The organism is Blastococcus aurantiacus, assembly GCF_900102425.1.
Classification (GTDB): domain Bacteria; phylum Actinomycetota; class Actinomycetes; order Mycobacteriales; family Geodermatophilaceae; genus Blastococcus; species Blastococcus aurantiacus.
Map to the genome: position 1 here is coordinate 592438 of NZ_FNBT01000001.1, position 24695 is coordinate 617132.

Consider the following 24695-nt stretch of genomic DNA (forward strand, 5'->3'; position numbering starts at 1 on the left):
GGGGTTCGGGACGGCACGGATCGGGCACGGGATGTGCATCGACCGCTGGAACAGGTCGCAGGAGCTGGGGAAGGCGGTGACGGTGGCGCTCTGGGAGTGCACGCGTCTGCCGCACGGCTTCACCGAGCTGTGGTGCCAGAACCTGAACTCGCTGGGCGAGCTCGCCGGGCTGCGCTCCCGGCTGCGGGCCACGATGACCGGCAGCGCCACCGTCGAGCGGCCCGAGGAGGACCACTGGTCCGAGCGGCTGGTGCTCATCGCCGACGAACTGGCCTCCAACGCCCTCCGCCACGGCGGCGCCCCCGTCGCGGCCGCGCTGAGCCGGGTCGACGACCAGTGGCTGATCGCGGTGAGCGACTCCTCCCCCGACGTGCCGCCCACCCCGGCGCAGGGACGCGATCCGGGCAAGGGCGGCTTCGGCCTCTACCTCGTCGCCGACCTCTCCCTGGCGCACGGCTGGACCAGCGTGGGCCGCGGCCAGAAGACCGCCTGGGCCGTCGTCGTCGCCGACTGACGGTCGTCCGGCTCCCCAGGTGACCCACCGGTAACCTGCGCTCCATGTCGCTCGCCGAAGAGATGGACACGGTCACCGGTGAGTCGGCCGGCAGCGTCGACCGGCACGCCACCTCGCGCACCTTCGAGTCCACCGACCCGGCCACCGGAGCGGTCGTCGGCGTCTTCCCGCTGCACGACGCCGACGCCGTCGGCTCGACGGTCGAGCAGGCCCGCGAGGCCGCCGCGAGCTGGGCCGCACTCGGCTTCGACGGCCGCCGGCAGCGGCTGGACGCCTACCGCGGCTACCTCGCCCGCCGCCTGCACGAGCTCGCCGACCTGGTCCACCGCGAGAACGGCAAGCCGCACGCCGACGCGATCCTCGAGATCAGCCTCGCGATCGACCACCTGGCCTGGGCCTCGCACCACGCCCGCAAGGCGCTCGGCCCCCGCCGGGTGCGGGTCGGCCTGCTGGCCGCCAACCACGCCGCCTACCTGGAGTACCAGCCGCTGGGCGTGGTCGGCGTCATCGGCCCGTGGAACTACCCGGTGTTCACGCCGATGGGTTCGATCGCCTACGCCCTGGCCGCGGGCAACGCCGTCGTCTTCAAGCCCTCGGAGTACACGCCGGCCATCGGCGCCTGGCTGGCCGCGGCCTGGCGGGCCGCCGTCCCGGACGCCGCCGACGCCTTCCAGGTCGTCACCGGGTTCGGCGACACCGGCGCCGCGCTGTGCCGCGCCGGCGTCGGCAAGATCGCCTTCACCGGCTCGGCTCCGACGGGGCGGAAGGTCATGGCCACCTGCGCCGAGACCCTGACGCCGGTGCTCATGGAGCTCGGCGGCAAGGACGCGATGATCGTCGACGACGACGCCGACGTGGTGGCCGCCGCCGATGCCGCCGTCTGGGGCGCGATGAGCAACGGCGGGCAGACCTGCATCGGGGTGGAACGCGTCTACGCGACCGCCGCCGTCTACGACCGGTTCGTCGCGGAGGTCACCGCGCAGGTGCGCTCGCTGCGCCCGGGGTCCGACGACGAGGCGACCTACGGGCCGATGACCATGCCCTCCCAGATCGACGTCGTGCGCCGCCACGTCCAGGACGCCGCCTCCGCCGGGGCCCGCGTGATCACCGGTGGTACGGACCACGACGCTTTCCCGGGCGAGGGCTACGTCGCGCCCACCGTGCTGCTCGACGTCCCCGAGGAGTCGGCGGCGATCCGCGAGGAGACCTTCGGCCCGACGCTCACCATCACCCGGGTGCGCGACGCGGAGGAGGCGCTGCGGCTGGCCAACGACACCAGCTACGGCCTGGCCGGCTCGATCTTCTCCGGATCCAAGGCCCGGGCCCTCGACCTCGCGCGCCGGATGCGCAGCGGCATGACGTCGATCAACTCCGTGCTCACCTTCGCCTCGGTGCCGGCCCTGCCCTTCGGCGGCGTCGGCGACTCGGGCTTCGGGCGGATCCACGGCGAGGACGGGCTCAAGGAGTTCACCCGCGCCAAGGCGATCACCCGGCAGCGGTTCGCCCTGCCGACGAACGTCATGAGCTTCCACCGCCCGGCCAACACCGCCGACCAACTGGCCCGGGTCATCGGCATGGTGCACGGGCGGCACCGCTGATGGGCGGCCCCTCCCCGGAGGAGTACGACGTCGTCGTCGTCGGCGCCGGCTCGGCCGGGTGCGCACTGGCGGGCCGGCTGAGCGAGGACCCGTCGCTGCGGGTGCTGCTGCTCGAGGCCGGCGGGTCGGACAAGGTGCTCGAGGTCCAGATCCCAGCCGCCCTCTACAAGGTGTGGCGCACCCGGCGGGACTGGAACTACACGACCGAGGAGCAGCCCGGCCTCGACGGCCGGAAGCTGTTCTGGCCGCGCGGCAAGGTGCTCGGCGGATCGTCGTCGATCAACGCGATGATCTACATCCGCGGTGCGGCCGCCGACTACGACGAGTGGGCGTCGCTGACCGGGGACGCCTCCTGGTCCTACGAGCACGTGCTGCCGCTCTTCCGGCGCATGGAGGACAACGCCCGCGGCGCCGACCGGTGGCACGGGGTGGGCGGTCCGCTGCGGGTGGAGGACCTCCGCTCCCCGCACGAGTGGACCAGGGCCGTCGTGGAGTCCGCGGTGGCGGCCGGCTACCCGCGCAACGACGACTTCAACGGCGCCACCCAGGAGGGCGCCGGGCTGTACCAGGTCACCCAGAAGCGCGGGCGCCGCTGGTCGTCGGCCGACGCCTACCTGCACCCCGCGATGAACCGGCCCAACCTCACCGTCCGCACCGGCGCCCTGACCACCCGGGTGCTGGTCGAGAGCGGCCGGGTGACCGGGGTCGAGTACCGGTGGAACGGCTCGCTGCACACCGCCCGGGCGGACGCCGAGGTGGTGCTCTCCGGCGGTGCGGTGAACACCCCGCAGCTGCTCATGCTGTCGGGCATCGGTCCGGCCGACCACCTGCGCGAGGTCGGCGTCGACGTCGTCCACGACCTGCCCGGAGTGGGCGGCGGGCTGCAGGACCACCCGCTGGTGCCGGTGGTCTGGAACACGCGGTCGGGCCGGTCGCTGTCCCGGGCGGAGAACCCGACCGGGTACGCACGGTGGTTCGGTGCCCGTCGCGGCCCGCTGACGTCGAACCTGGCCGAGGCGGGGCTCTTCACCCGCTCCCGACCGGACCTCGCCGAGCCCGACCTGCAGTTCCACTTCCTCCCGGTGAAGTTCTGGAAGCAGGCCGAGGTCGACCCCGACGTCGATGCGTTCACCTCGGCGATCGTGCTGGTGGACGTGCACTCGCGCGGGTCGGTGCGGCTGCGCTCGGCGGACCCGACGTGGGCGCCCTCCATCGATGCCGGCTACCTCACCGACGAGCGCGACCTCGACGCGCTGGTGTGCGGCGTGGAGAAGGCCCGCGAGATCGCCTCGGTCGGCCCGCTGGCGACGTACCTGGCCGACGAGTGGTCACCGGGGGCTGCGGTCACCGGCCGCGACGCGCTGCGCGCCAAGGTCCGGGAGACCCTCGAGTCGCTGTACCACCCGGTGTCCTCCTGCCGGATGGGCACCGACGACCTCGCGGTGGTCGACTCCACGCTGCGGGTGCACGGCATCGAGGGGCTGCGGGTGGCCGACGCCTCGGTGATGCCGACGCTGGTCCGCGGGAACACGAACGCGCCGACGATCATGATCGCCGAGCGGGCGGCCGACCTGATCCGCGGGCGCACCGTCGACCCGGCCCTCGCCGCCGCCCGCTGACGCCGTCCCCACCCCCCGCTTGTCCGCGGAAAGGCAGCCCGCTTTTCCGCGGAAGAGCAGCCCGCTTTTCCGCGGAGAAGCGGGGTCCTTCCTCAGGGGCGGCGGCCGAGACGGGCGAGCAGGCGGGTGGCGCGGTCGGCGTCGGCCGGCGGCTCGACGCCGTCCCGGCAGATGCCCTCCATGTACAGCGCCTGGCCGAAGCCCTCGATGCCGCGCTCGATGCGGTCGAGCTCCTCGTCGGTGAGCGTGCTGGGCAGGCCGGCCGCGCTGGCGACGTCCCAGCGGTGCACGACCATGTCCCACACGTAGAACTGGTCGAAGGTCCCACCGACGGTGCTCGGCCCGAAGAAGCTTTCGTAGGGCGTGGCGACGACGTCGTCCGCGAGCGCTTCCTGGACGCGCTTCGCGTGGTCCCGCCAGGCGGCGGCCGGCTCCGCGGCGACGTCGGGCGCCGCGCCCAGGTCGACGCCGCGCTGACCCAGGAAGTCCCGCTGCGTCTCGACCAGGTGCGCCACGACGTCGGCGGCGGTCCAGCCCTCGCACGGTGACGGCGCGCTCCACGCCCCGGGGGGGAGGGTGTCGAGGACGGCGGTCAGCGGGGTGGCGGCGGCTTCGTACGCGGTGGCGGTGGCGTTCATGCCGCGAGCGTGACCCGGTGCGGCACCCTGGGTCTTGATGAAATCCGACAGCACGCGCCTGGACGCCATCGCGCGCGGCCACCTGAAGGACCCGCGCGACGCCTCGCACCGGATGTACCGGTACGAGGCGCCCGGCGACTTCGCCGGGCTGGTGCGGTGGTTCTGGATCCCGGTGTGGTCGGTGCCGCCGGGGCAGGAGGCGCCGCAGAAGGTCCTGCAGTACCCGAACTCGCTGGTCGTCGTCGCGCAGGACTACGCCCGCTTCTACGGCGTCACCGCGGGGCTGTCGACGACGACGCTCACCGGCGACGGCTGGGCGGTCGGCGTCGCCTGCGCACCCGCGGCCGGGTACCTCCTGGCCGGCTCCCCCATGGCCGGCTACACCGACCGCGCCGTCGACGTCGCCGAGGTCCTGGGGGACGCCGGGCGCGTGCTCACCGACCGGGTGCGGACGGCGATGTCCGGCGACCCGCACTCACCGGACGCGCACGCCGAGGCGATCGCCGCGTTCGCCGACACGCTGCGCCCCTACCTTCCGGTCGACCAGGAGGGCGAGCTGGTCAACCGGCTGGTCGAGTTCGTCGAGTCCCGGAGCGACGTCCTCCGCGTGGCACAGGTGTGCGAGGAGTTCGGGCTCTCCGAACGGGCCCTGCAGCGGCTGGTGCACCGGCGCATCGGGCTGACCCCGAAGTGGCTGATCCAGCGCCGTCGTCTCCAGGAGGCGGCCGAGCGGCTGCGCACCTCGGACACCTCGCTGGCCGACGTCGCCGCCGCCCTCGGGTACGCCGACCAGCCCCACTTCAGCCGGGACTTCTCCTCCGTCACCGGCATGACCCCCCGCGAGTTCGCCACCCTGTACGGCTAACCGCCCCGCTTCCCCGCGGAAGAGCAGCCTGCTTCTCCGCGGAAAAGCGGACGCTCAGCCGTGGGCCTGGGCGGCCGCGGCCTCCTGCGGGTCGGGAGGCAGCGCCGTCGGCTCGGCCGGCGGGAGGTTCCGGCGGATGGAGACGGACATGATCGCCGCGGCCATGCACAGCGCCCCGGCGAGGAACCAGGCCAGGTCGTAGGAGCCGGTGACGTCGCGGATCACTCCCCCGCCGAACGCCGCCACCGCCGAGCCCAGCTGGTGGGAGGCGAACACCCAGCCGAACACCACGGGCGCGCGGGCGCCGAAGTGCTCGCGGCACAGCGCCAGGGTGGGCGGCACGGTGGCCACCCAGTCCAGGCCGTAGAAGACGATGAACACGACCATGCTCAGCTGCGGCTCGGGGCCGAACAGCGGCGGCAGCAGGAACAGCGAGAACCCGCGCAGGCCGTAGTAGCCGAGCAGCAGCAGCCGCGGGTCGACCCGGTCGGTGAGCCAGCCGGAGAAGATCGTGCCGACGATGTCGAAGATGCCGACGACGGCGAGCAGCGAGGCGGCCGTGGTCACCGGCATGCCGTGGTCGTGGGCGGCCGGGATGAAGTGCGGCTGCACCAGCCCGTTGGTCGACATGCCGCAGATGAAGAAGCCGCCGGCCAGGAGCCAGAACGGCCGCGCGCGGGCGGCCAGGGCCAGCCCCTGCAGCGCGGCACGCCCCGCACCCACCCGCACCGGGTCGAGGTCGTCGGCCGCGGTTCCGCCGTAGGGGACGACGCCGAGGTCGCGCGGCCGGTCGCGGAGCAGCCACGCCACCAGCGGGATGACGGCGAGGGCGGCGGCCGTCGTGCCCAGCGAGGCGGCGCGCCAGCCGTGCTCGGAGTCGATCCAGGCCACCAGCGGCAGGAACACCAGCTGACCGGCCGCGCCGCCGGCGGTGAGGATGCCCGAGACGAGGCCGCGCCGGGCCACGAACCAGCGGTTGGTCACCGTCGCGACCAGCGACAGCGCCATCGCCCCGGCGCCCAGGCCGACCAGCACGCCCCACAGCAGCACCAGCTGCCAGCTCGCCGTCATGAACACGGTCAGCCCGCTGCCGGCGGCGACCACGAGCAGCGCGCACATGACGACGCGACGGATGCCGAACCGCTCCATCAGCGCCGCCGCGAACGGTGCGGTGAGGCCGTAGAGCGCCATGTTGATGGCGACCGCGGCGGAGATCGTGGAGACCGACCAGCCGAACTCCTCCCGCAGCGGGTCGATGAGCACCCCGGGCACGGCGCGGAACGCCGCCGCGCCCACCAGCGCCAGGAAGGTCACCGCGGCCACCCACCAGGCGGGGTGGATGCGGGTGCGCGGCGGGGCGGGGACGGTCACGGCGCAGAGCATGGTGGACGCCCTCGCGGTCGGACCAGTGGCCGGACAGCCACCCTGTGCAGAGATCCGGCCATGACCGGTGCAGCAGCGGGTTGCGGCCCGGTGACTCACCCGATGTGACCGGCGACTCCCCCGCGGTGGGACCACCCGGGGGTGATCTCTGGTTGAGTACTACGTACCGGCGCCGCCCTCGCTCAACCTGAGCGGCAGGAATCGACGTCGGGCTGAGGCTGCGCCACCTTGGTGCGCCCGGCTGACCGACGTCTCGCCGACGATGCGAGCCCGCCCTGCCCTCGTGCAGTCGTGCCGGTGCTCGCGCTCGCGAGGTGGAGTGCAGCCACCGAGCGTCGAAGGACTCCATTGACCTCCCCCACCAGCCACACCCCCTCCTCGTCCGCTGAAGGCGCCCGGCGCCGTCGCGGCGGACGCGGCCGCGGCCCCCGCCCGGCCGGCGAGCAGCAGGGACAGCACACCTCGCAGGACCGCCCGGCGCCCGCCGCGCCCGCGCCGGTCGTCGTCCCCGTCGGGGCGGACGCCACCGTCCTGCCCACCGACACCACCTTCGAGGCCCTCGGCGTCCCCGCGCCGCTGGTCGAGGTGCTCACCGGCAGCGGCATCACCGCGCCCTTCCCGATCCAGGTCGCCACGCTGCCCGACAGCCTCGGCGGCCGGGACGTGCTCGGCCGCGGCCGCACGGGCTCGGGCAAGACCCTCGCCTTCTCGATCCCGCTGGTCGCCCGCCTGGCCGCCTCGGACAGCAAGCGGCTGCCCAAGCGCCCGCGCTCGCTGATCCTCGTGCCGACCCGTGAGCTGGCCAACCAGGTCGCCGCCGTGGTGGACCCGATGGCCCGCGCGCTGGGCATGCGCACCACCACGATCTTCGGTGGCGTCGGCCAGAACCCGCAGGTGCAGGCGCTGGCCCAGGGTGTCGACGTCGTCATCGCCTGCCCCGGCCGGCTCGAGGACCTCATCGGCCAGGGTCACTGCGACCTCGGCGCGATCGAGGTCACCATCCTCGACGAGGCCGACCACATGGCCGACCTGGGCTTCCTGCCCGGCGTCAAGCGGATCATGGACCGCACCCCGAAGGTCGGTCAGCGGATGCTCTTCTCCGCCACGCTGGACAACGGCGTCGACATCCTGGTCAAGCGCTACCTGAGCAACCCGGTGACCCACTCGGTCGACCCCGCCGTCGCCCCGGTGAGCACGATGACCCACCACGTCTTCCACGTGCAGACGGCCGACAAGGGCGAGGTCGTGCGCCAGCTCGCCTCGGGCCTGGGTCGCAGCGTGCTGTTCACCCGCACCAAGCACCAGGCGAAGAAGCTTGCCAAGCAGCTCACCGCCCAGGGCATCCCCGCGGTCGACCTGCACGGCAACCTCAGCCAGAACGCCCGCGAGCGCAACCTCGAGGCGTTCAGCAACGGCTCGACCCGGGTGCTGTGCGCGACCGACATCGCCGCTCGCGGCATCCACGTCGACGACGTCGCGCTGGTCGTGCACGTCGACCCGCCGACCGAGCACAAGGCGTACCTGCACCGCTCCGGCCGCACGGCCCGCGCAGGTGCCGGTGGCATCGTCGTCACCATCACCACCCCCGACATGGTCGGCGAGGTGCGCACGCTCACCCGCCAGGCCGGCATCAACCCGCTGGTCAGCCAGGTGAAGCCCGGTGCGCCGCTGCTCGAGGAGCTCACCGGTCCGCCGGCGCCCTTCGTGGAGCCCGCACCCGTGGTGGAGCAGCAGCCCCAGGGCTCCGGTGGCGGACGTCGTCGTGGTGCCGGCTCCGGCGGCCGCGGGACCTCCGCGGCCAAGCCGGCCGCGTCCGGTGGCGGTCGCGGTGGCTCGGGTGGTTCCGGGGGCGCCGGTCGCGCGTCGGGCCCGGCCCGCACCCGCGCCGAGCTCGCGGCCCGCGCCGGTTCGTCGTCGGCCGCGTCCTTCAGCTCGCGCTCGCGTCGCGGCGCTCGCTGACCCGTTGGATTGACCGGACGGGTGATGGGCACTGGCTCCCCATGCTGAAGCTGCCCATCACCCTGTCCGAGATCGCTCCCCGCATCAGCGCGGGGGCGTTCATCCTCAACAGCGGCCTCGGCAAGCGCGCGGCCGACGACGAGACGGCGGCGGGCCTGCACGGCTTCGCGGCCGGCACCTATCCCTTCCTGCAGAAGGTCCCGCCGCAGCAGTTCGTGCAGGGTCTGTCCACGGCCGAGATCGCCGTCGGCGCCGCGCTGCTGACCCCGTTCGTGCCCACGTTCACCGCGGGCGCCGTGCTGACCGCCTTCTCCGGCGGCCTGCTCGGGCTCTACCTCAAGACGCCGGGCATGCGGAAGCGGGGGAGCCTCGCTCCCACCGAGCAGGGGCTGGCCATCGCCAAGGACAGCTGGCTGGTCGGGATCGGCATCGGGCTGATGACCCGCGGGCTCATCGAGCGTCGTCCCCGGGTCACCGTCAAGAAGGCCGCCAAGCAGGCCAAGCGGGCCGCCAAGGACGCACGCCGCGAGGCCAGGGCGGCCGCCCGCGCCTGACCGCGGGTCCGGGGGCCGGGCCGCCGTCCCTCGGTACGGTCGGGGCGTGGCCACCATCGAGACGACGCAGGAGACCGTGCGCATCCGCCTGACCCGGGCGGAGAAGTTCTTCGGGCTGCTGCGCGACCTCGAGGTGCCTCGCGCGGCGATCACCTCCGTCGAGGCGGTGCCCGCCGGGCTGGCCGCGGTGCGCGGGCTCCGCGCACCGGGGCTCGGCCTGCCGGGCGTGCGAGCCGTCGGCACCTGGCGCCGCCGCGGGGAGAAGACCTACGTGTCGGTGCGGCGGCACCAGCCGGCCGTCCGGCTGCGCCTGACCGGGCAGCGCTTCGACACCGCGCTGATCGGCACGGACGACGCCGCCCGGGTGGCCGCCGACCTCCGACCCGGCGGCTGACGCACGGCTGCTCCGTCGACTCCGTCTCGCGGGCGGGAATCCGGATCGCGCGCGGGGACGAACGCTCGAGGACGGGCGCACGACGCGGCGACGGTGCAGCGGCGGCTCCCGGGCACCGCTGCCCCGGCGGCGGAGCCACCCACCCGCGAGGACGTCCCGTGACCCAGCCGCTCCGGACCACCGCACTGACCCGCCCCACCGCACGGCTGGGGGCGACCGTCCTCCTGGCCGGCCTCCTGACCCTGACCGGGTGCGGGAGCTCCGACGAGGACAGCGGCACGCCCGCGGCGAGCTCGTCGGAGACGTCCAGCTCCAGCGCACCCTCGTCCAGCGCCGGCGGATCGCCGTCGGCGCCGGCGGAGACGGGCACCACCGCCGCCACCGCCTCGCTCGTCGACTTCGACATCGAGCTGTCCGGGACCGAGATGGCCGCCGGCGAGTACGAGTTCGAGGTGACCAACGACGGCGGTGCCAGCCACGACCTCGTGGTCGAGCGGGACGGTGAGGACGTCGCCGCCACCGAGGTCCTGAGCCCCGGCGGAGGCGAGACCCTGGCGGTCACGCTGGAGCCCGGTGAGTACGTCTTCTACTGCTCCGTCGGTGGCCACCGGTCCATGGGCATGGAGATCACGGTGACGGTCGCCTGATGCACGCCGCCATCGACCGACCGCAGAGGCAGTCCCGGGCCACGACAGCGGTGCTCCGCGTCGCCGGGGCCGCCCTGCTGGTCGTCGTCGCGCTGATCCACGGCTACCTGTGGCGGCAGGGCTACCGCGACATCGACGTCATCGGGCCGGCGTTCCTGCTCCAGACGGCGCTCGGTGCGCTGGGCGCGGCCGCCGTCCTGCTGGCACCGCGCCGGCTGCTGCCCTGGGCCGCCGCGGCGGGCGCCGCCTTCGCGCTGGGCAGCCTGGCCGCGCTGCTGCTGTCCACGACCGTCGGGCTGTTCGGGTTCGTCGAGTCGACCCTGGCGCAGTACTGGTGGGAGTCGTTCTGGGTGGAGATCGCGGCCACCGTCGTCCTCACCGCGCTCGCCGCCCTGGCCTGGCGGGGACGGACCTCCTGACCGGAGTGGGAGGGCCGGCGCTCCGCCCTCCCACTCCGCTCGCCGTCAGTTGCCGCTGGCGAAGGCGGCGTCGAACGCCGCGGCCGGCGGGTCGAACGCCAGCCGGCGCACGAACTCCAGCGCCTCGGGGGCGCCGACCAGGCGGTCCATGCCGGCGTCCTCCCACTCCACCGAGATCGGCCCGTCGTAGCCGATGGTGTTGAGCATCCGGAAGCAGGCCTCCCACGGGACGTCGCCGTGCCCGGTGGAGACGAAGTCCCAGCCGCGGCGCGGGTCGGCCCACGGCAGGTGCGAGCCCATCCGGCCGTTGCGGCCGTTGCCCACCTGCTTCTTCGCGTCCTTGCAGTCGACGTGGTAGATCCGGTCCTTGAAGTCCCAGATGAAGGACACCGGGTCCAGGTCCTGCCACACGAAGTGCGACGGGTCCCAGTTCAGACCGAAAGCCTCCCGGTGCCCGATCGCCTCCATCGTGCGCACCGTCGTCCAGTAGTCGTAGGCGATCTCCGACGGGTGCACCTCGTGCGCGAACTTCACGCCGACCTCGTCGAAGACGTCGAGGATGGGGTTCCAGCGGTCGGCGAAGTCGCGGTAGCCGTCCTCGATCATCGACTCGGACACCGGCGGGAACATCGCCACGGTCTTCCAGATCTTCGACCCGGTGAATCCGACGACGACGTCGACCCCCAGCTTGCGCGCCGCGCGGGCGGTCAGCTTCATCTCCTCGGCCGCCCGCTGCCGGACGCCCTCGGGGTCGCCGTCGCCCCACACGCGCGGGTGCACCATGCCGCGGTGCCGCTCATCGATCGGGTCGTCGCACACGGCCTGGCCGTTGAGGTGGTTGGAGATCGCGAAGACCTGCAGGCCGTAGCGCTTCAGCAGGTCGAGCTTCTCCTGCACGTAGGACTCGTCGTTCGCGGCGCGCTCGACGTCGAGGTGGTCGCCCCAGCAGGCGATCTCCAGGCCGTCGTAGCCCCACTCCGAGGCGAGCCGGGCCACCTCCTCGAACGGCAGGTCGGCCCACTGGCCGGTGAACAGCGTGACGGGACGGGGCATCAGCGATGGTCCTCTCGTTCGGGTGTGCGGTTCGGCCTCGTCCAGGGCACCGCCGCGAGCGTGCGAGCGGTGGGTGGGACGAGGTCCTTATGCCTTGATCTCGGTGTAGGCAGAGTTGGCGGCGGCGCTGCGCTCGACGGCGTCGAGCACCCGCTGCACCTGCAGCCCGTCGGCGAAGGACGGCGTCGGGTCTTCCTCCGCCGCGATGGCGGTCACCAGGTCGACGACCTGGTGGGTGAAGCCGTGCTCGTAGCCCAGCCCGTGCCCGGCCGGCCACCAGGCACCGACGTAGGGGTGGCCGGGCTCGGTGACGACGATGCGGCGGAAACCGGCGGTCTCGTCGGGCTCGTCGCCGTCGAAGAAGTGCAGGACGTTCATGTCCTCGAAGTCGAAGGCCAGGCTGCCCCGCGAGCCGTTGATCTCGATCCGGATGGCGTTCTTCCGGCCGAGGGCGAAGCGGGTGGCCTCGAAGCTGGCCAGCGCACCGCCGGAGAACCGGCCGAGGAACACCGCGGCGTCGTCGACGGTGACCGTGCCGGTCCCCTCGCCCGCGACGCCGGACAGCGAACCGGCGGCCGCCGGCAGAGGGCGCTCCTTGACGAAGGTCTCGAGCAGCGCGCTGACACCGGTGAGCGTCTGGCCGGTGATGTGCTGGGTCAGGTCGACGATGTGCGCGCCGATGTCGCCCAGCGCGCCGGAGCCGGCCTTCTGCTTGTCCAGCCGCCAGGACATCGGGGCGGAGGGGTCGGCGATCCAGTCCTGCAGGTACTGGGCCCGCACGTGGCGGATCTGCCCGAGCCGGCCCTCGGCGACCAGCTGCCGGGCCAGCCCGATGGCGGGCACCCGGCGGTAGGTGAAGCCGACCATCGAGCGCACACCGCGGGCGGCGGCCTTCGCCGCGGCGTCGGCCATCGCCTCGGCCTCGGCCACGTTGTTGGCCAGCGGCTTCTCGCACAGGACGTGCTTGCCGGCCTCGAGCGCGGCGATCGCGATCTCGGCGTGCGTGTCACCGGGGGTGCAGACGTCGACCAGGTCGACGTCGTCGCGCTCGAGCACCCGGCGCCAGTCGGTCTCGGTGCTCGACCAGCCCAGCTTGGCGGCGGCTTCGGTGACCGCGGCCTGGTTGCGGCCGGCGAGCACGGTCAGGTCCGGGCGGAGCGGCAGGTCGAAGAAGTGGGGGGCGGTGCGCCAGGCGTGGGAGTGGGCCGCGCCCATGAAGGCGTAGCCGATCAGGGCCACGTTCAGGGCCGGCGTGCCGAGCGTGCGGGTCATGGGGGCTCCTGGGTGGAGCGGAGCCGCCGGGCGGGTGGGTGCACCCACCCGGCGGCTCCGGATCAGTCGATCAGGACTCGAACGCGGCGTCGAGGAACTCGTCGACGTTGTCGGCGGTGACCACCGGCGCGTTGAGCACGATCTCGCGCGGCACGCCCTGGGAGTTCAGGTCGGCCACGCCCTTGCCCTGGGCGATGAGGCGGGCCAGCCGGACGCCGTCGGCCGCCTGGGTGTGCGGGTAGATGACGGTCGCCCGGAGGACGGAGTCGCCCTCCTGGATCGCCCGCATCGCGTTCGCCGAGCCGGCGCCACCGACCATGAAGAACTCGTCGCGGCCGGCGTTCTCGATGGCGGCCAGGACGCCGACGCCCTGGTCGTCGTCGTGGTTCCAGATGGCGTCGATCTGCGGGGCGGCCTGGAGGAGGTTGGCCGCCTCGGCCTCGCCGGACTCGACGGTGAACTCGGCCGCGACGCGGTTGCTCACCTCGAGGCCGCAGTCGGCCAGCGCGTCGGCGAAGCCCTGGCTGCGGTCCTGGGTCAGGGGCAGCGAGTCGATGCCGGCGATCTCGGCGATGACGGCGTCGGGCTGGTCGCCGAGCTCCTCGCAGATGTAGGTGCCGGCCGAGACGCCCATGCCGTAGTTGTCGCCGAGGATCGTGGTGCGGGCGGCGAAGGGGCTGTTGAACTCGCGGTCGACGTTGATGACCGGGATGCCGGCCTCCATCGCCCGGAGCGCCACGGGGGTCAGGGCGTCGCCGTCGAAGGGCAGCAGGACGATGGCGTCCACGCCGTCGTTGATGAACGTCTCGACCTGGGTGATCTGGGCGCCGACGTCGTTGGTGCCCTCGGCGACGCGGAGCTCGACGTCGTCGTACTCGTCGTCGACGGCGCGGGCGGCCTCGGTGATGCCGGCCATCCAGCCGTGGTCGGCCGCCGGGGCCGAGAAGCCGATGACGACGCTGTCGCCCTCTTCGTCGTTGTTGCTGGCGGCGTTGTTGCCGCCGCCGCCCGAGTTCTCCGGCTCGTTGCCGGTGCACCCGGCGACCAGGGCACCGGCGCTCATCAGGGCGACCGCGGTGAAGGTCATCCGGCGGAAGGGACGCTGCCTCGCTGCAGACATGGGGATCTCCTCGGGGGTGTTCGCCTCCCTGGCTGGACCGCCAGGTCGTCGGGCTTGTCGGACGTGCGGGTGGAGAGGTGCGGGGTCCGGCGAGCGGGAGCCCGCCGGGTGGTGCTGGCCGGGGTGCGGCGGTGAGAGGTCACCGCACCCCGGTCAGGTCGTGGGGACGCCGGGTCGGGCGCCGCCGGGGCCACCCGGGTCGCTCGTGCCGCCGGAGACCGCGCCGGCGGGGCTGCCCTGGACGAGGCCGCCACCGGCGGGGCCGTCGCCTGGTCGGCGGAAGGTGAAGCTGCCGGTGGCCAGGCGCTGCTGGAGCAGGACGGCGGCGACGATGATGACGCCGCGCGCCACGGCCTGCGCGGAGCTCGACAGGTCGTTGAGCGTGAAGACGTTGCCGAGCGTGAAGAAGATGATCACGCCGAGGACGGTGCCGACGATCGTGCCCCGCCCGCCGATCAGCAGCGTGCCGCCGATGACGACCGCGGCGATGGCCTCCAGCTCCCACAGCGTGCCGTGCGTGGAGCTGCCGGTCGTCGTCCGGCCCATGATCATCACGGCCGCGATGCCGCAGGTGATGCCGGAGAGGACGTAGAGCTTCACGGTGTGCCGCTGCACCCGGATGCCGGCGAGCCGGGCGGCCTCGGCGTTCCCGCCGACGGCGAAGGTGCGCCGGCCGAACGTGGTGCGGTTCAGCAGGATCCAGCCCGCGATGGCGACCAGCGCGAAGATGATCACCAGCGTCGGGATGCCCAGCACGTCGCCGGAGAAGAAGTCGAGGAACGCGCTGTCCCGGACGATCTGCGTCCGGCGGTTGGCGATGATCTCGGCGAGGCCCCGGGCCGCGGTGAGCATGGCCAGCGTGGCGATGAAGGCGGCCAGCTTGCCGTAGGCGATCACCAGGCCGTTGACCAGGCCCGCGATCGCGCCGACGGCGAGTGCGGTGAACACCATGACGATCCAGTGCACGTCCTCGGCGAGCTGCTGCGTGGCCAAGGTGGTGGCCCACACCGACGACAGCGCCGCGATGGCGCCGACCGACAGATCGATCCCGCCGCCGATGATCACGAAGGTCATGCCGATGCTGACCACGCCGACGATCGACGCTCCGCGCAGGATCGTCGTGATGTTGTCGAGGTCGGCGAAGCGGTCACCGGCGGTGATCAGTCCGACGGCGCACAGGATGGCCAGCGCGACGACGAGGCCGAGGTTGCGGCCGACCGGTCCGGACATGAAGCCCGGCCCCTTGCCGGCGTCCCGGCCGTCGCCGACCGGAGCCGCGGACACGTCCGTCGCGCCTCCGGTCGTCGCCGTGGTGCTGCTGCTCATGCCACGTCCCCTTCGTGCTGCATCGTTGCGACCGGGGTGCCCCGGTGGGCGGTCCCCTCCATGACCAGGTCGAGCACCCGGTGCTCGTCGAGCGCGTCGGCCCGCTCCTCGGCGACGACCGCGCCGTCGGCGATCACCAGCACGCGGTCGGCCAGCCCCAGGACCTCGGGGATCTCGCTGGAGACCACCACCACGGCGACGCCGCGGTCGGCCAGATCGCGCACCAGCGCGTAGATCTCCGAGCGGGCACCGACGTCGACACCGCGGGTGGGCTCGTCGAGGAGCAGCACCCGGCAGTCGCGCAGCAGCCAGCGGGCCAGGACGACCTTCTGCTGGTTGCCGCCGGACAGGGTGCGGACCTCGCGGTCGACGTCGGCGGGGCGCACGTCCAGGGAGCGGGTCAGCTCCTGGGCCGCGGAGCGCTCGGCGCCGCGGGCGAGGAAGCCGCCACGGGCGAAGCGGGCCAGGCTGGAGATGCTGATGTTCCGGTAGACCGAGTCCCCGAGCAGCAGCGCCTGGCTCTTGCGCTCCTCCGGCGCCAGCCCGACCCCGGCGGCGACCGTGCTGCCGACGTCGCCGTTGCGCAGCTTCTTGCCGCCGACGCGGACGGTGCCGGTGGTCGCCCGACGGGCGCCGAAGACGGTCTCGAGGATCTCCGAGCGCCCCGCTCCCACCAGGCCGGCCAGGCCGAGGATCTCGCCGGGGCGGACGCTGAAGGAGACGTCGGCGAAGCTGCCGCGCAGGCCCAGGCCCTCGACCTCGAGCAGCGGCGCCTCGTCGCGGCCGACCTCGGCCCGCCGCTCCGGGAAGACGTACTCGATGTCGCGGCCGGTCATCAGCGTGATGACCTCGCGGGTCGGCGTCTCGCGGGCGGGCAGCCCGGTGGCGACCGTGCGGCCGTCCTTGAGGACGGTGATGCGGTCGCCGACCTGGCGGATCTCCTCCAGCCGGTGGGAGATGTAGACGACGGCGACGTCGTTGGCGGTGAGGTCGCGGACGACGGCGAAGAGCCGCTCCACCTCCTCGTTGTCGAGGACGGCGGACGGCTCGTCCATGACGATGAGCTTGGCGTCCTGCGACAGCGCCCGGGCGATGCTGACCATCTGCTGCGAGGCGGCCGGGAGCGAGCCCACCTCGGCGGTGGGCCGGATCTCGGGGTGGCCGAGCCGGGCGAGCAGCCGGGACGCCGCCTTGTTGGCCGCGGCCGGGCGGGTGATGCCGAACCGCGACTGCTCGCGGCCCAGGAAGATGTTGTCGGCCACCGTGAGGCCGGAGACCAGGTCGAGCTCCTGGTAGATCGTGGCGATGCCCAGGCTCATCGCCGCCTGCGGGCTGCCGAGGGTGACCTCCTCGCCGCGCCAGGTGATCCGGCCGGCGTCGGGCTGGTGGGCACCGGCCAGCACCTTGATCAGCGTCGACTTGCCGGCGCCGTTCTGGCCGAGCAGGCAGTGGACCTCACCGGCGCGCACGTCCAGGTCGACGCCGTCGAGGGCGCGCACTCCCGGGAACGTCTTGACGATGCCGTGCATCTCCAGCAGCGGGGTGCCCCCCACGGCCGGTCGATCCGGTTCGGTCACGCGTCGTTCTCCAGACTTTTGCTCACCATTGATCATTAGTCGGTTGAGGCAGCAACATATGAGGGCGGTCACAAGCGGTCAAGGGCGACGGCCGCCGTGGTTACCGAACCGAGATACGGGCGCAACACGGACGCCCCGGAGCGCACGACGTCCGGAGGCGTCCCTCCGGGTGGGAGATGACCGGCGGGACGGTCAGCGCTCGGCGGCGAGCTCCGCGACGGAGTCCTCGTCGAGGAACTCCTCGATCGCCATGCGCGCCGCACCGACGCGGCCGGACAGGTCGGGCGCCTCGCTGACGGTGATCTCCAGCGCGCGGGCCGCGAGCGGCATCGACCGCTGGTAGACCGCCTCCCGGATGCCCGCGAGCAGCGGCACCCCGGCCCGCGCCACGCCACCGGTCATGACGATGCGGTGCGGGTTGAAGAAGTTGACCAGGGCCGCGAGCACCGTGCCGATGGTGCGGCCGGCGTCCCGGACCAGCTCCAGCGCGGCGCCGTCGCCGTGGGCGGCGAGCTGGACGACGTCCCGGACGGTCTCGACGCGCAGCCCCGCCGCACGGGCGTCGCGCAGCAGCGCCTGCCCGCCGGCGATGGCCTCCAGGCAGTTCTCCTGGCCGCAGCGGCAACTGACGGTGCGGCCGCCAGGCTGGCCGACGTAGATGTGCCCGATGTCCCCGGCGCTGCCCTGGGCCCCGCGGTAGACCCGGCCCTCGACGATGACGCCGCAGCCGATGCCGGTGCCCACCTTGACCACGAGCAGGTCCTGCACCGACCCCGCGACGCCGATCTCGCCGAGGGCCATGACGTTGACGTCGTTGTCGACATAGACCGGGCACTCGTACCGGCCGAAGGCGCTGGGGATCGGGAAGTCGTGCCAGCCCGGCATGATCGGCGGGTACGACGGCCGGCCGGTCGAGAACTCCACGGGCCCGGGCACGCCGACGCCCACGGCGCAGACGTCGGCGGGGGCCAGCCCGGCCTCGGCAAGCACCTTCTGCGCCAGCTGGTCGACCTCGGCCAGCACCGCCCGCGGCCCGTCGGCGATGTCGATGGGGTGCCCGACGGTGGCCAGGATCTGCGCCGAGAGGTCGGTGACGGCGACGTCGACGCTGCTGGCGCCCAGATCGACGGCCAGGACGCACCCGGCCCGGCTGTTGAACTGCAGCAACGTCGGGGGCCGGCCCCCGGTGCTCCCGCCCCGGCCGCCCTCCTTCAGGAGGTTGGCGGCGATGAGCTGGTCCACCCGCGCGCTGACGGTGTTGCGGGAGGCCCCGGTGAGCGCCACGAGGTCGGCCCGGCTCCGCGCACGCCCGGTCCGCACGTGCCGCAGCAGTGCGCCGGCCGACGCGGAGGTGGACGCCACGCGGTCATAGTGGCACGGAGCGGCGTCCCCGCAGATGCTTCGCGCCCGATCGGGGCAGGGGGTCCTCCCTCAGCGGACGCCGAGCAGGTGCTCCATCGCCAGCTGGTCCAGCCGCTCGAACTGCAGGCCGCGCTCGCCGAGGGCGACCGGGTCGTGCGCCTCGTTCCGGAGCGCGTCGAGGGACTCCCCCTCCCCCAGGGTCGGGACGGCGAGCTCGCCCACCTTGGCGGCCTCCAGGGCCTCGGCGACCTCCGGATCGGCGCGGAAGGCCCGCACCTTGTCGCGCAGGATCAGGTAGTTGCGCATGCAGGCCCGCGCCGTCTCCCAGACGCCCTCGATGTCCTCGGTCCGCGGGGGCTTGTAGTCGAAGTGGACGTAGCCGTCGTAGGCCTTGCCCGTGCCGGAGCCGAGCATCGTGTCGACTGTCCAGAAGGCGCCGCGCAGGTTGCCCGCCCCGAACCGAAGGTCCTGGTCGAAGCGCGGGCCGTGCTGCCCGTTCAGGTCGATGTGGAACAGCTTGTCGTGCCACAGCGCCTGGGCGATGCCCTGCGCGAAGTTCAGCCCCGCCATCTCCTCGTGCCCGACCTCGGGGTTGAGCCCCACCCGGGACGGCTCGTCCAGCTCGTTGATGAAGGCGAGCGCGTGGCCGATGGAGGGCAGCAGGATGTCGCCGCGCGGCTCGTTCGGCTTGGGCTCCAGCGCGAAGCGGATGTCGTAGCCCTTGTCCCGGACGTAGGCGCAGAGGACGTCCATGCCCTCCTTGTAGCGGTCCAGGGCGGCGGCGACGTCCTTGCTGCCGCCGGACTCCGCGCCCTCGCGGCCGCCCCACAGCACGTAGGTCTTCGCGCCCAGCTCGGCGGCCAGGTCGATGTTGCGCAGCACCTTGGCGATCGCGTAGCGCCGGACGGCGCGGTCGTTGGCCGTGAAGCCGCCGTCTTTGAACACCGGCGCACCGAACAGGTTCGTGGTGGCCATCTCCACGCCCATGCCGGTCTCGTCCAGGGCCGCCTTGAACCGCTGCAGCGTGGCGTCGCGGGTCGCGTCGTCGGGCACCAGGTCGTCGTCGTGGAAGGTGACCGCGGCGGCACCCAGCTCGGCCAGCCGGTGCACGGCCTCGACCGGGTCGAGGAGCGGGCGCACCGCTCCGCCGAACACGTCGACGCCCTGCCAGCCGACGGTCCAGAGGCCGAAGCTGAACTTGTCGTCCTTGGTCGGGCTGTAGTGCGTCATGCGGGATCTCCGTCCGGGGGGTTGCTCGGAATCTGGGGTCAGGGGTGCGACGGCTCAGGGGTGCGGGGCTCAGGGGTGCGGGGCTCGCGGACCGGCACGAGTGCCGGGTCGTCGAGCACCGACTCCAGGGCGACGTGTGCGCCACCGCGGACGGCGGCGGTGAAGCCCAGGGTGGAGAGCACGACCCGCGCGCCGGCGCGGTCGGCGGCGAACACCCGCCTGCGGAGCGCCGCGGTCATCGGCTCCACGAGGAACCGGCCCAGGACGGCGAAGTAACCGCCCAGCAGGACGACCTGCGGGTCGACGAAGTTGATCAGCACGGCCGCGCCGGTGCCGAGGGCGGCGCCGACCCCCGCGAGTGCGTCGAGGGTCCGCCGGTCGCCGGCGTCGGCACGTGCGGCGATCTCGGCCAGCCGGGTCTCGAGGTCCCGGCTCGAGTCGCGCACGGGGTCCCCCGGGTCGGCGGCGGCCCGCAGCAGGGCGCCCAGGCCGACGACCGTCTCCCAGCAGCCGCGCCGGCCGCAGCCGCAGACGACCGCGGGGTCGCCCAGCGGGTTGTGCCCGACCTCCCCGGCGAACCCGGCGGTCCCCCGCAGCAGCCGACCGTCGACGATCACTCCCCCGCCGACGCCGACCTCGCCGGTCAGGTAGACCAGGTCTGGCGTGCGTGCCTCGGGCCCCGTGGCCCACTCCGCGATGGCGGACAGGTTCGCGTCGTTCTCCACGCGGACCGGGCAGCCCGGCCCGATGCGGGCGGTCAGGCCCGCGAGCACCGGCACGTCGTGCCACCCGAGGTTGGGCGCGAGGGTGACGACGCCGTCGACGCTGCGGACCAGCCCCGGGACGGCGACGGTGAGCCCGACCGGGACGGCGTGGGACGTGGCGGCGCGGCCCTGCTCCACGAGCCGGGCCACCTCGTCGAGCGTGGCCTCGGCACCGAGGGCGGGGACGTCGAGGGCCACCCGCTGCTCGAACAGGACGTCGCCGGGCAGGTCGAGCACCAGGACGGCGACGAAATCGACGTTGAGCTCCACCCCGATCGCGCAGACCGCCCGGCCGTCGAGCTGGACGAGCAGCCCCGGCCGGCCGACGGAACCGCCCCGGTGGACGTCGCCGGCGGTGACGAGGCCGCGGTCGGCGAGCTCGGCCACCAGGCTGGACACGGTGGCCTTGTTCAGGCCGGTCTCCTCGGCGATCCGCGCCCGGGAGCGCGGACCCTCGTCGCGCAGCAGGCGCAGCACCCGGCCGAGGTTGCCCCGGCGGACGGCGGCCTGGTCGGCGGGCGCTCCGCGGCCGGCGGCGCCGTCGGAAAGGGGACGTGGAGCCGTCACGGCCGTCCCCCTGTCACCTCGTCGTGCGTATTCGTCGGTCGGGTCAACAAATTAGGCTCCGACCCCTGTGTGGTCAAGGTCACCGGCGCTACAGTCCGCCCGTGATGTCCTCCCGGCGGCCCCGATGACCGGCGCCCGGCGCCTCGTCGCGGGCGTCGACACCTCCACCCAGGCCTGCAAGGTCGTCGTCCGCGACGCCGGGACCGGGGAGCTCGTCCGCAGCGGCCGGGCGCCCCACCCTCCGGGCACCGAGGTGCCACCCAGCGCGTGGGAGACGGCCTTCGCGGCGGCCGCGGCTGAGGCCGGCGGCCTGGACGACGTCGCGGCCCTCGCCGTCGGCGGCCAGCAGCACGGCATGGTCTGCCTGGACGAGGACGGCGAGGTGGTCCGTGACGCGCTGCTGTGGAACGACGTCCGCTCGGCCGCCGCCGCGCGCGACCTGGTCCTCGAACTCGGCGACGGCGACGAGGCGGCCGGCCGGCAGGCGTGGGCGGACGCGGTGGGCCTGGTGCCCGTCGCCTCCTTCACCGCGACCAAGCTGCGCTGGCTGGCCGACGCGGAACCCGCGCACGCCGATCGCACCGCCGCGGTCTGCCTCCCCCACGACTGGCTGACCTGGCGGCTCTCCGAGGGGCGTGCACTCGGCACGCTGACCACCGACCGGGGCGACGCGAGCGGCACCGCCTACTGGTCGGCGCGCACCGGGCAGTACCGCCCCGACCTGCTGGAACGGGCGATGCGCGGACGCCGCCCCGCCGTGCCCCGGGTCGCGGGTCCCGCCGAGCGGGTCGGCACGCTCGCGGGCTCCGGTGCGGCGTTGGGGCCCGGCACCGGCGACAACGCGGCGGCCGCGCTCGGGCTGGCCGCCCGCCCCGGCGATGTCGTCGTCTCCATCGGGACCTCGGGCGTCGTCTCGGCCGTCACGCCCACCGCCGTCGCCGACGTCACCGGCACCGTCGCGGGGTTCGCCGACGCGACCGGCAACCACCTGCCGCTGGTCGCCACCCTCAACGCCGCCCGGGTGCTGGACGCCGCGGCGCGGATGCTCGGCGTCGACCACGCCACCCTCTCCGACCTGGCCCTGGCCGCCCCCTCGGGCGCCGACGGGCTGGTCCTGGTTCCCTACCTGGAGGGCGAGCGGACCCCGAACCTGCCGCACGCCACCGGTGCGGTGCACGGGCTCACGCTGCGCACCTCCACTCCCGCGCACCTCGCCCGCGCGGCCGTCGAGGGCCTGCTCTGCGGGCTGGCCGACGGCATCGAGGCGGTGGCGGCGCAGGGCGTCCGGATCGAACGGGTGCTCCTGGTGGGCGGCGCCGCCCGCTCCCCCGCCGTGCAGCAGCTGGCCCCGGGAATCCTCGGGCACCGGGTGCTGGTGCCGCCGCTGGGCGAGTACGTGGCCGACGGCGCGGCGCGGCAGGCCGCCTGGGTGCTGTCCGGTGCCGACGCGCCGCCGGACTGGGCGCAGCCGGGGCTGCGGTCGTTCGAGGCACCGCCGGCCCCCTGGGTGCGCGAGCGCTACGCCGAGGTGCGCGGCCGCACCGACGGCCAGTAGGAGGACTTCCTCGCCCCCCACCTTCGCCCGCTCGGGGCGGGACCCTGGACGAGGCCGTTCCATCACCTCACCAGGAGGGCAACGACCTCGGCGGGGTGGGTCTGCGGCGTCATGTGCGCCGCACCGGGTAGCTCGACCAGCCGGCCCCGGGGCGCGGCGCGCGCCAGCGACGTCGCCCAGTCCGCGGGGCACAGCGCGTCCCGGGTGCCGCGCACCACCGTGACCGGGACGGCGACCCCCGGCAGCCGCAGCTCGATCCGGTCCGGCGCCGTCCGGCGCCACAGCGCACGCATCGCCCGCGGCCCGGTGTGCAGCCACTGGGCGAGGATGCGCGGCACCTGCCACCACGGCTCCCCCACCGCCGTCCGCACCCAGGCCGCGACCAGCCCGGGCAGCCGGCGCAGCCGCGGGTCCGTGGTCGGCCCGAGCAGCACGACCGCGGCCACGCGCTCGTCCCGCTGGGCCACGGCCACCACGACCTGGCAGCTCTGCGAGTGCCCGACCAGCACGACCGGCCCGTCGCCCAGCCGCGACCGGACCTCGCCGGCCAGCGTCTCCAGCGCGGGAACCGGTTTCCTCCGGCCCATCCCGGGCAGGTGGAGGACGGTTGCCGGCACCGACGCCGGCAACCGGTCCAGCACGCCCGACCAGGACCGCTCGTCCAGCCCCAGACCCGGGACGACGACGACCCGGGCGGGCGCGGTGGACATCCTCAGCGGTCTACCCGACCGGCCTCCCGCGGGCCAGCCGGAGCCCGGGACTGTGGTCCGTATCGCCCGGGGTCGCGGGGGGCCGACGGGGCTCGGAGTGGGAGAATCGTGAGCATGACGACACCAGCGACGCGTACGTCCGCCGGACGCGAGACCGACAGCGGCCGGCCCCGCGTCGTCATCATCGGGTCCGGATTCGGCGGGCTCTTCGCCGCCAAGGCGCTCAAGCGCGCCCCCCTCGACGTGACGCTGATCGGCAAGACCGCCAACCACCTGTTCCAGCCGCTGCTCTACCAGGTGGCCACGGGGATCCTCTCCGAGGGCGAGATCGCCCCCGCGACCCGCGAGATCCTCAAGCACCAGGACAACACGCGAGTCGTGCTGGGCGAGGTCACCGACATCGACCTGACCGCCCGCACGGTCACCTCGACGATCCTGGGCCGCACCACGGTGCACCCCTACGACGAGCTGATCGTCGCCGCGGGTGCCGGGCAGTCCTACTTCGGCAACGACCAGTTCGCCGAGTTCGCACCCGGCATGAAGAGCATCGACGACGCCCTCGAGCTGCGCGGCCGCATCTTCGGCGCCTTCGAGCTCGCCGAGCTGGCCACCGACCAGGCCGAGATCGACCGGCTGATGACCTTCGTCGTCGTGGGCGCCGGCCCGACCGGGGTCGAGATGGCCGGCCAGATCGCCGAGCTCGCCCGGCGCACCCTGAAGCGGGACTTCCGCAACATCGACCCGACGCAGGCGCGGATCATCCTGCTGGACGCCGCCCCGATCGTGCTGCCGTCCTTCGGCGAGAAGCTCGGCGACGCCGCTCGCCGGCACCTCAACCGGATCGGCGTCGAGGTGCAGCTGGACGCCATGGTCACCGACGTGGACGCCGACGGCCTCGACGTCAAGGACGCCGACGGCACGGTCCGCCGGATCAACGCCGCCACCAAGATCTGGGCGGCCGGGGTCCAGGCCTCCGGGCTGGGCCGGCTCCTCGGCGAGCAGTCCGGCGCCGAGGTCGACCGGGCCGGCCGCATCTCGGTGCAGCCCGACCTCACGCTGCCCGGGCACCCCGAGGTGCACGTCGTCGGCGACATGATGGCGCTGACCAAGCTGCCGGGAGTCGCCCAGGTCGCCATCCAGGGCGGCCGCTACGCCGCCGACGCCATCAAGCGCAAGCTTGACGGAAAGCAGCCGAAGGGCCCGTTCAAGTACAAGGACAAGGGCTCCATGGCGACGATCTCGCGGTTCTCCGCGGTCGCCGACATCGGGAAGTTCAAGTTCGAGGGCTTCATCGCCTGGGTGCTGTGGCTGGTCGTCCACCTCATGTACATCGTGGGCTTCAAGAGCCGCTTCACCACGGTGTTCCACTGGCTGATCAGCTTCCTCGGCCGGGGCCGCTCGCAGCGCGTGGCCACCCAGCAGCAGGTGTACGGCCGGCTGGCGCTCGAGCAGCTGGGTGCCGGGTGGGAGGTCTCCAAGACCGGCGGCCCCAAGGACCCGACCGCCGACGACCAGGACATGACCAACCGCGACTCCGCCTGACCCGTCCCGCCGGGCCACGGCGGCCTG

22 protein-coding genes are annotated in these 24695 nt (G+C 73.8%); 11 read left to right on the top strand and 11 right to left on the bottom strand.

All coding sequences use genetic code 11. The features are described 5' to 3' along the window. Positions 1 to 31 precede the first annotated feature (31 nt). Genes BLS70_RS02760 through BLS70_RS02770 form a run of 3 tightly spaced genes read left to right on the top strand, consistent with a single transcriptional unit; the run spans position 32 to position 3731 of the window. Complete coding sequence (locus BLS70_RS02760) at positions 32 to 514, top strand: ATP-binding protein (RefSeq protein ID WP_255362188.1); 483 nt, start codon at positions 32 to 34, stop codon at positions 512 to 514. Between the two features lie 44 nt (positions 515 to 558). Further along, positions 559 to 2112, top strand: coding sequence for an aldehyde dehydrogenase family protein (locus BLS70_RS02765; protein ID WP_091763940.1), 1554 nt, complete (start codon positions 559 to 561; stop codon positions 2110 to 2112). Further along, positions 2112 to 3731 (top strand): GMC family oxidoreductase, encoded by a 1620-nt coding sequence (locus tag BLS70_RS02770; RefSeq protein WP_091763941.1) that lies wholly within the window; start codon positions 2112 to 2114, stop codon positions 3729 to 3731. Before BLS70_RS02765 ends, BLS70_RS02770 begins: the two co-directional genes overlap by 1 nt. 92 nt (positions 3732 to 3823) lie before the next feature. Here the strand turns inward: BLS70_RS02770 and BLS70_RS02775 are convergent, their stop codons facing one another. Next, positions 3824 to 4369 carry a maleylpyruvate isomerase family mycothiol-dependent enzyme gene (locus BLS70_RS02775; protein ID WP_091764225.1) on the bottom strand — a complete coding sequence of 182 codons (546 nt, stop codon included), beginning with the start codon at positions 4367 to 4369 and terminating at the stop codon, positions 3824 to 3826. A gap of 37 nt (positions 4370 to 4406) precedes the next feature. Here BLS70_RS02775 and BLS70_RS02780 point away from each other — a divergent pair, with 37 nt between their 5' ends. Beyond that, positions 4407 to 5234 carry a helix-turn-helix transcriptional regulator gene (locus tag BLS70_RS02780; protein WP_091763942.1) on the top strand — a complete coding sequence of 276 codons (828 nt, stop codon included), beginning with the start codon at positions 4407 to 4409 and terminating at the stop codon, positions 5232 to 5234. A gap of 54 nt (positions 5235 to 5288) precedes the next feature. Here BLS70_RS02780 and BLS70_RS02785 read toward each other — a convergent pair whose 3' ends face one another. Further along, on the bottom strand, positions 5289 to 6605 hold the full coding sequence (locus BLS70_RS02785) for an MFS transporter (protein WP_255362189.1): 1317 nt from the start codon (positions 6603 to 6605) through the stop codon (positions 5289 to 5291). A 360-nt stretch (positions 6606 to 6965) separates the two neighbouring features. Here BLS70_RS02785 and BLS70_RS02790 point away from each other — a divergent pair, with 360 nt between their 5' ends. From BLS70_RS02790 to BLS70_RS02810, 5 genes are all read left to right on the top strand, one after another. Continuing rightward, positions 6966 to 8576, top strand: coding sequence for a DEAD/DEAH box helicase (locus tag BLS70_RS02790; protein WP_255362190.1), 1611 nt, complete (start codon positions 6966 to 6968; stop codon positions 8574 to 8576). Between the two features lie 41 nt (positions 8577 to 8617). Next, entirely contained in the window at positions 8618 to 9130 is a 513-nt protein-coding gene (locus BLS70_RS02795) for a hypothetical protein (protein ID WP_255362191.1), read from the top strand. Positions 9131 to 9176: 46 nt separating this feature from the next. Continuing rightward, a complete protein-coding gene (locus BLS70_RS02800) occupies positions 9177 to 9524 on the top strand; it encodes a hypothetical protein (protein ID WP_091763945.1) in 348 nt (115 codons plus the stop codon). Between the two features lie 158 nt (positions 9525 to 9682). After that, positions 9683 to 10171 carry a cupredoxin domain-containing protein gene (locus BLS70_RS02805; protein WP_091763946.1) on the top strand — a complete coding sequence of 163 codons (489 nt, stop codon included), beginning with the start codon at positions 9683 to 9685 and terminating at the stop codon, positions 10169 to 10171. After that, positions 10171 to 10590 (top strand): hypothetical protein, encoded by a 420-nt coding sequence (locus tag BLS70_RS02810; protein WP_091763947.1) that lies wholly within the window; start codon positions 10171 to 10173, stop codon positions 10588 to 10590. Before BLS70_RS02805 ends, BLS70_RS02810 begins: the two co-directional genes overlap by 1 nt. Positions 10591 to 10635: 45 nt before the next feature. Here BLS70_RS02810 and BLS70_RS02815 read toward each other — a convergent pair whose 3' ends face one another. The 8 genes from BLS70_RS02815 to BLS70_RS02850 form a co-directional block, all read right to left on the bottom strand. Next, entirely contained in the window at positions 10636 to 11643 is a 1008-nt protein-coding gene (locus BLS70_RS02815; protein ID WP_091763948.1) for a sugar phosphate isomerase/epimerase family protein, read from the bottom strand. 87 nt (positions 11644 to 11730) lie between these two features. After that, the gene (locus tag BLS70_RS02820) at positions 11731 to 12915 is read right to left on the bottom strand and encodes a Gfo/Idh/MocA family protein (RefSeq protein ID WP_091763949.1); all 1185 of its coding nucleotides are present in this window, start codon (positions 12913 to 12915) and stop codon (positions 11731 to 11733) included. A gap of 70 nt (positions 12916 to 12985) precedes the next feature. Beyond that, entirely contained in the window at positions 12986 to 14035 is a 1050-nt protein-coding gene (locus BLS70_RS02825; RefSeq protein WP_091763950.1) for a substrate-binding domain-containing protein, read from the bottom strand. 153 nt (positions 14036 to 14188) lie between these two features. Further along, on the bottom strand, positions 14189 to 15361 hold the full coding sequence (locus tag BLS70_RS02830) for an ABC transporter permease (protein WP_091763951.1): 1173 nt from the start codon (positions 15359 to 15361) through the stop codon (positions 14189 to 14191). Further along, positions 15358 to 16938: a sugar ABC transporter ATP-binding protein gene (locus BLS70_RS02835; protein ID WP_255362192.1), complete on the bottom strand. Its 1581-nt coding sequence runs from the start codon at positions 16936 to 16938 to the stop codon at positions 15358 to 15360. The genes BLS70_RS02830 and BLS70_RS02835 overlap by 4 nt, the downstream gene beginning before the upstream one ends. 192 nt (positions 16939 to 17130) lie before the next feature. Beyond that, positions 17131 to 18300, bottom strand: a complete 1170-nt coding sequence (locus BLS70_RS02840; protein ID WP_091763952.1) for an ROK family protein — start codon at positions 18298 to 18300, stop codon at positions 17131 to 17133. A gap of 69 nt (positions 18301 to 18369) precedes the next feature. Then, positions 18370 to 19530 (bottom strand): xylose isomerase, encoded by a 1161-nt coding sequence (gene xylA / locus BLS70_RS02845; RefSeq protein WP_091763953.1) that lies wholly within the window; start codon positions 19528 to 19530, stop codon positions 18370 to 18372. Between the two features lie 38 nt (positions 19531 to 19568). Further along, a complete protein-coding gene (locus BLS70_RS02850) occupies positions 19569 to 20861 on the bottom strand; it encodes an ROK family transcriptional regulator (RefSeq protein ID WP_218122244.1) in 1293 nt (430 codons plus the stop codon). A gap of 124 nt (positions 20862 to 20985) precedes the next feature. Here BLS70_RS02850 and BLS70_RS02855 point away from each other — a divergent pair, with 124 nt between their 5' ends. Beyond that, on the top strand, positions 20986 to 22416 hold the full coding sequence (locus BLS70_RS02855) for a xylulokinase (RefSeq protein WP_091763954.1): 1431 nt from the start codon (positions 20986 to 20988) through the stop codon (positions 22414 to 22416). A gap of 62 nt (positions 22417 to 22478) precedes the next feature. On the opposite strand, the gene BLS70_RS02860 is transcribed toward BLS70_RS02855, so the two are convergent. Next, positions 22479 to 23126: an alpha/beta fold hydrolase gene (locus BLS70_RS02860; protein ID WP_091763955.1), complete on the bottom strand. Its 648-nt coding sequence runs from the start codon at positions 23124 to 23126 to the stop codon at positions 22479 to 22481. Positions 23127 to 23240: 114 nt separating this feature from the next. Here BLS70_RS02860 and BLS70_RS02865 point away from each other — a divergent pair, with 114 nt between their 5' ends. Further along, positions 23241 to 24668, top strand: coding sequence for an NAD(P)/FAD-dependent oxidoreductase (locus BLS70_RS02865; protein WP_091763956.1), 1428 nt, complete (start codon positions 23241 to 23243; stop codon positions 24666 to 24668). Positions 24669 to 24695 lie beyond the last annotated feature (27 nt).

What these genes read in the sequence shown, in the direction of transcription:
- BLS70_RS02760 (WP_255362188.1), top strand. Translation starts at nt 32, where the DNA reads ATGTGCATCGACCGCTGGAACAGGTCGCAGGAGCTGGGGAAGGCGGTG.
- BLS70_RS02820 (WP_091763949.1), bottom strand. Translation starts at nt 12,915, where the DNA reads ATGACCCGCACGCTCGGCACGCCGGCCCTGAACGTGGCCCTGATCGGC.
- BLS70_RS02775 (WP_091764225.1), bottom strand. Translation starts at nt 4,369, where the DNA reads ATGAACGCCACCGCCACCGCGTACGAAGCCGCCGCCACCCCGCTGACC.
- BLS70_RS02860 (WP_091763955.1), bottom strand. Translation starts at nt 23,126, where the DNA reads ATGTCCACCGCGCCCGCCCGGGTCGTCGTCGTCCCGGGTCTGGGGCTG.
- BLS70_RS02795 (WP_255362191.1), top strand. Translation starts at nt 8,618, where the DNA reads ATGCTGAAGCTGCCCATCACCCTGTCCGAGATCGCTCCCCGCATCAGC.
- BLS70_RS02765 (WP_091763940.1), top strand. Translation starts at nt 559, where the DNA reads ATGTCGCTCGCCGAAGAGATGGACACGGTCACCGGTGAGTCGGCCGGC.
- BLS70_RS02825 (WP_091763950.1), bottom strand. Translation starts at nt 14,035, where the DNA reads ATGTCTGCAGCGAGGCAGCGTCCCTTCCGCCGGATGACCTTCACCGCG.
- xylA (WP_091763953.1), bottom strand. Translation starts at nt 19,530, where the DNA reads ATGACGCACTACAGCCCGACCAAGGACGACAAGTTCAGCTTCGGCCTC.
- BLS70_RS02810 (WP_091763947.1), top strand. Translation starts at nt 10,171, where the DNA reads ATGCACGCCGCCATCGACCGACCGCAGAGGCAGTCCCGGGCCACGACA.
- BLS70_RS02770 (WP_091763941.1), top strand. Translation starts at nt 2,112, where the DNA reads ATGGGCGGCCCCTCCCCGGAGGAGTACGACGTCGTCGTCGTCGGCGCC.
- BLS70_RS02780 (WP_091763942.1), top strand. Translation starts at nt 4,407, where the DNA reads ATGAAATCCGACAGCACGCGCCTGGACGCCATCGCGCGCGGCCACCTG.
- BLS70_RS02830 (WP_091763951.1), bottom strand. Translation starts at nt 15,361, where the DNA reads ATGAGCAGCAGCACCACGGCGACGACCGGAGGCGCGACGGACGTGTCC.
- BLS70_RS02815 (WP_091763948.1), bottom strand. Translation starts at nt 11,643, where the DNA reads ATGCCCCGTCCCGTCACGCTGTTCACCGGCCAGTGGGCCGACCTGCCG.
- BLS70_RS02855 (WP_091763954.1), top strand. Translation starts at nt 20,986, where the DNA reads ATGACCGGCGCCCGGCGCCTCGTCGCGGGCGTCGACACCTCCACCCAG.
- BLS70_RS02865 (WP_091763956.1), top strand. Translation starts at nt 23,241, where the DNA reads ATGACGACACCAGCGACGCGTACGTCCGCCGGACGCGAGACCGACAGC.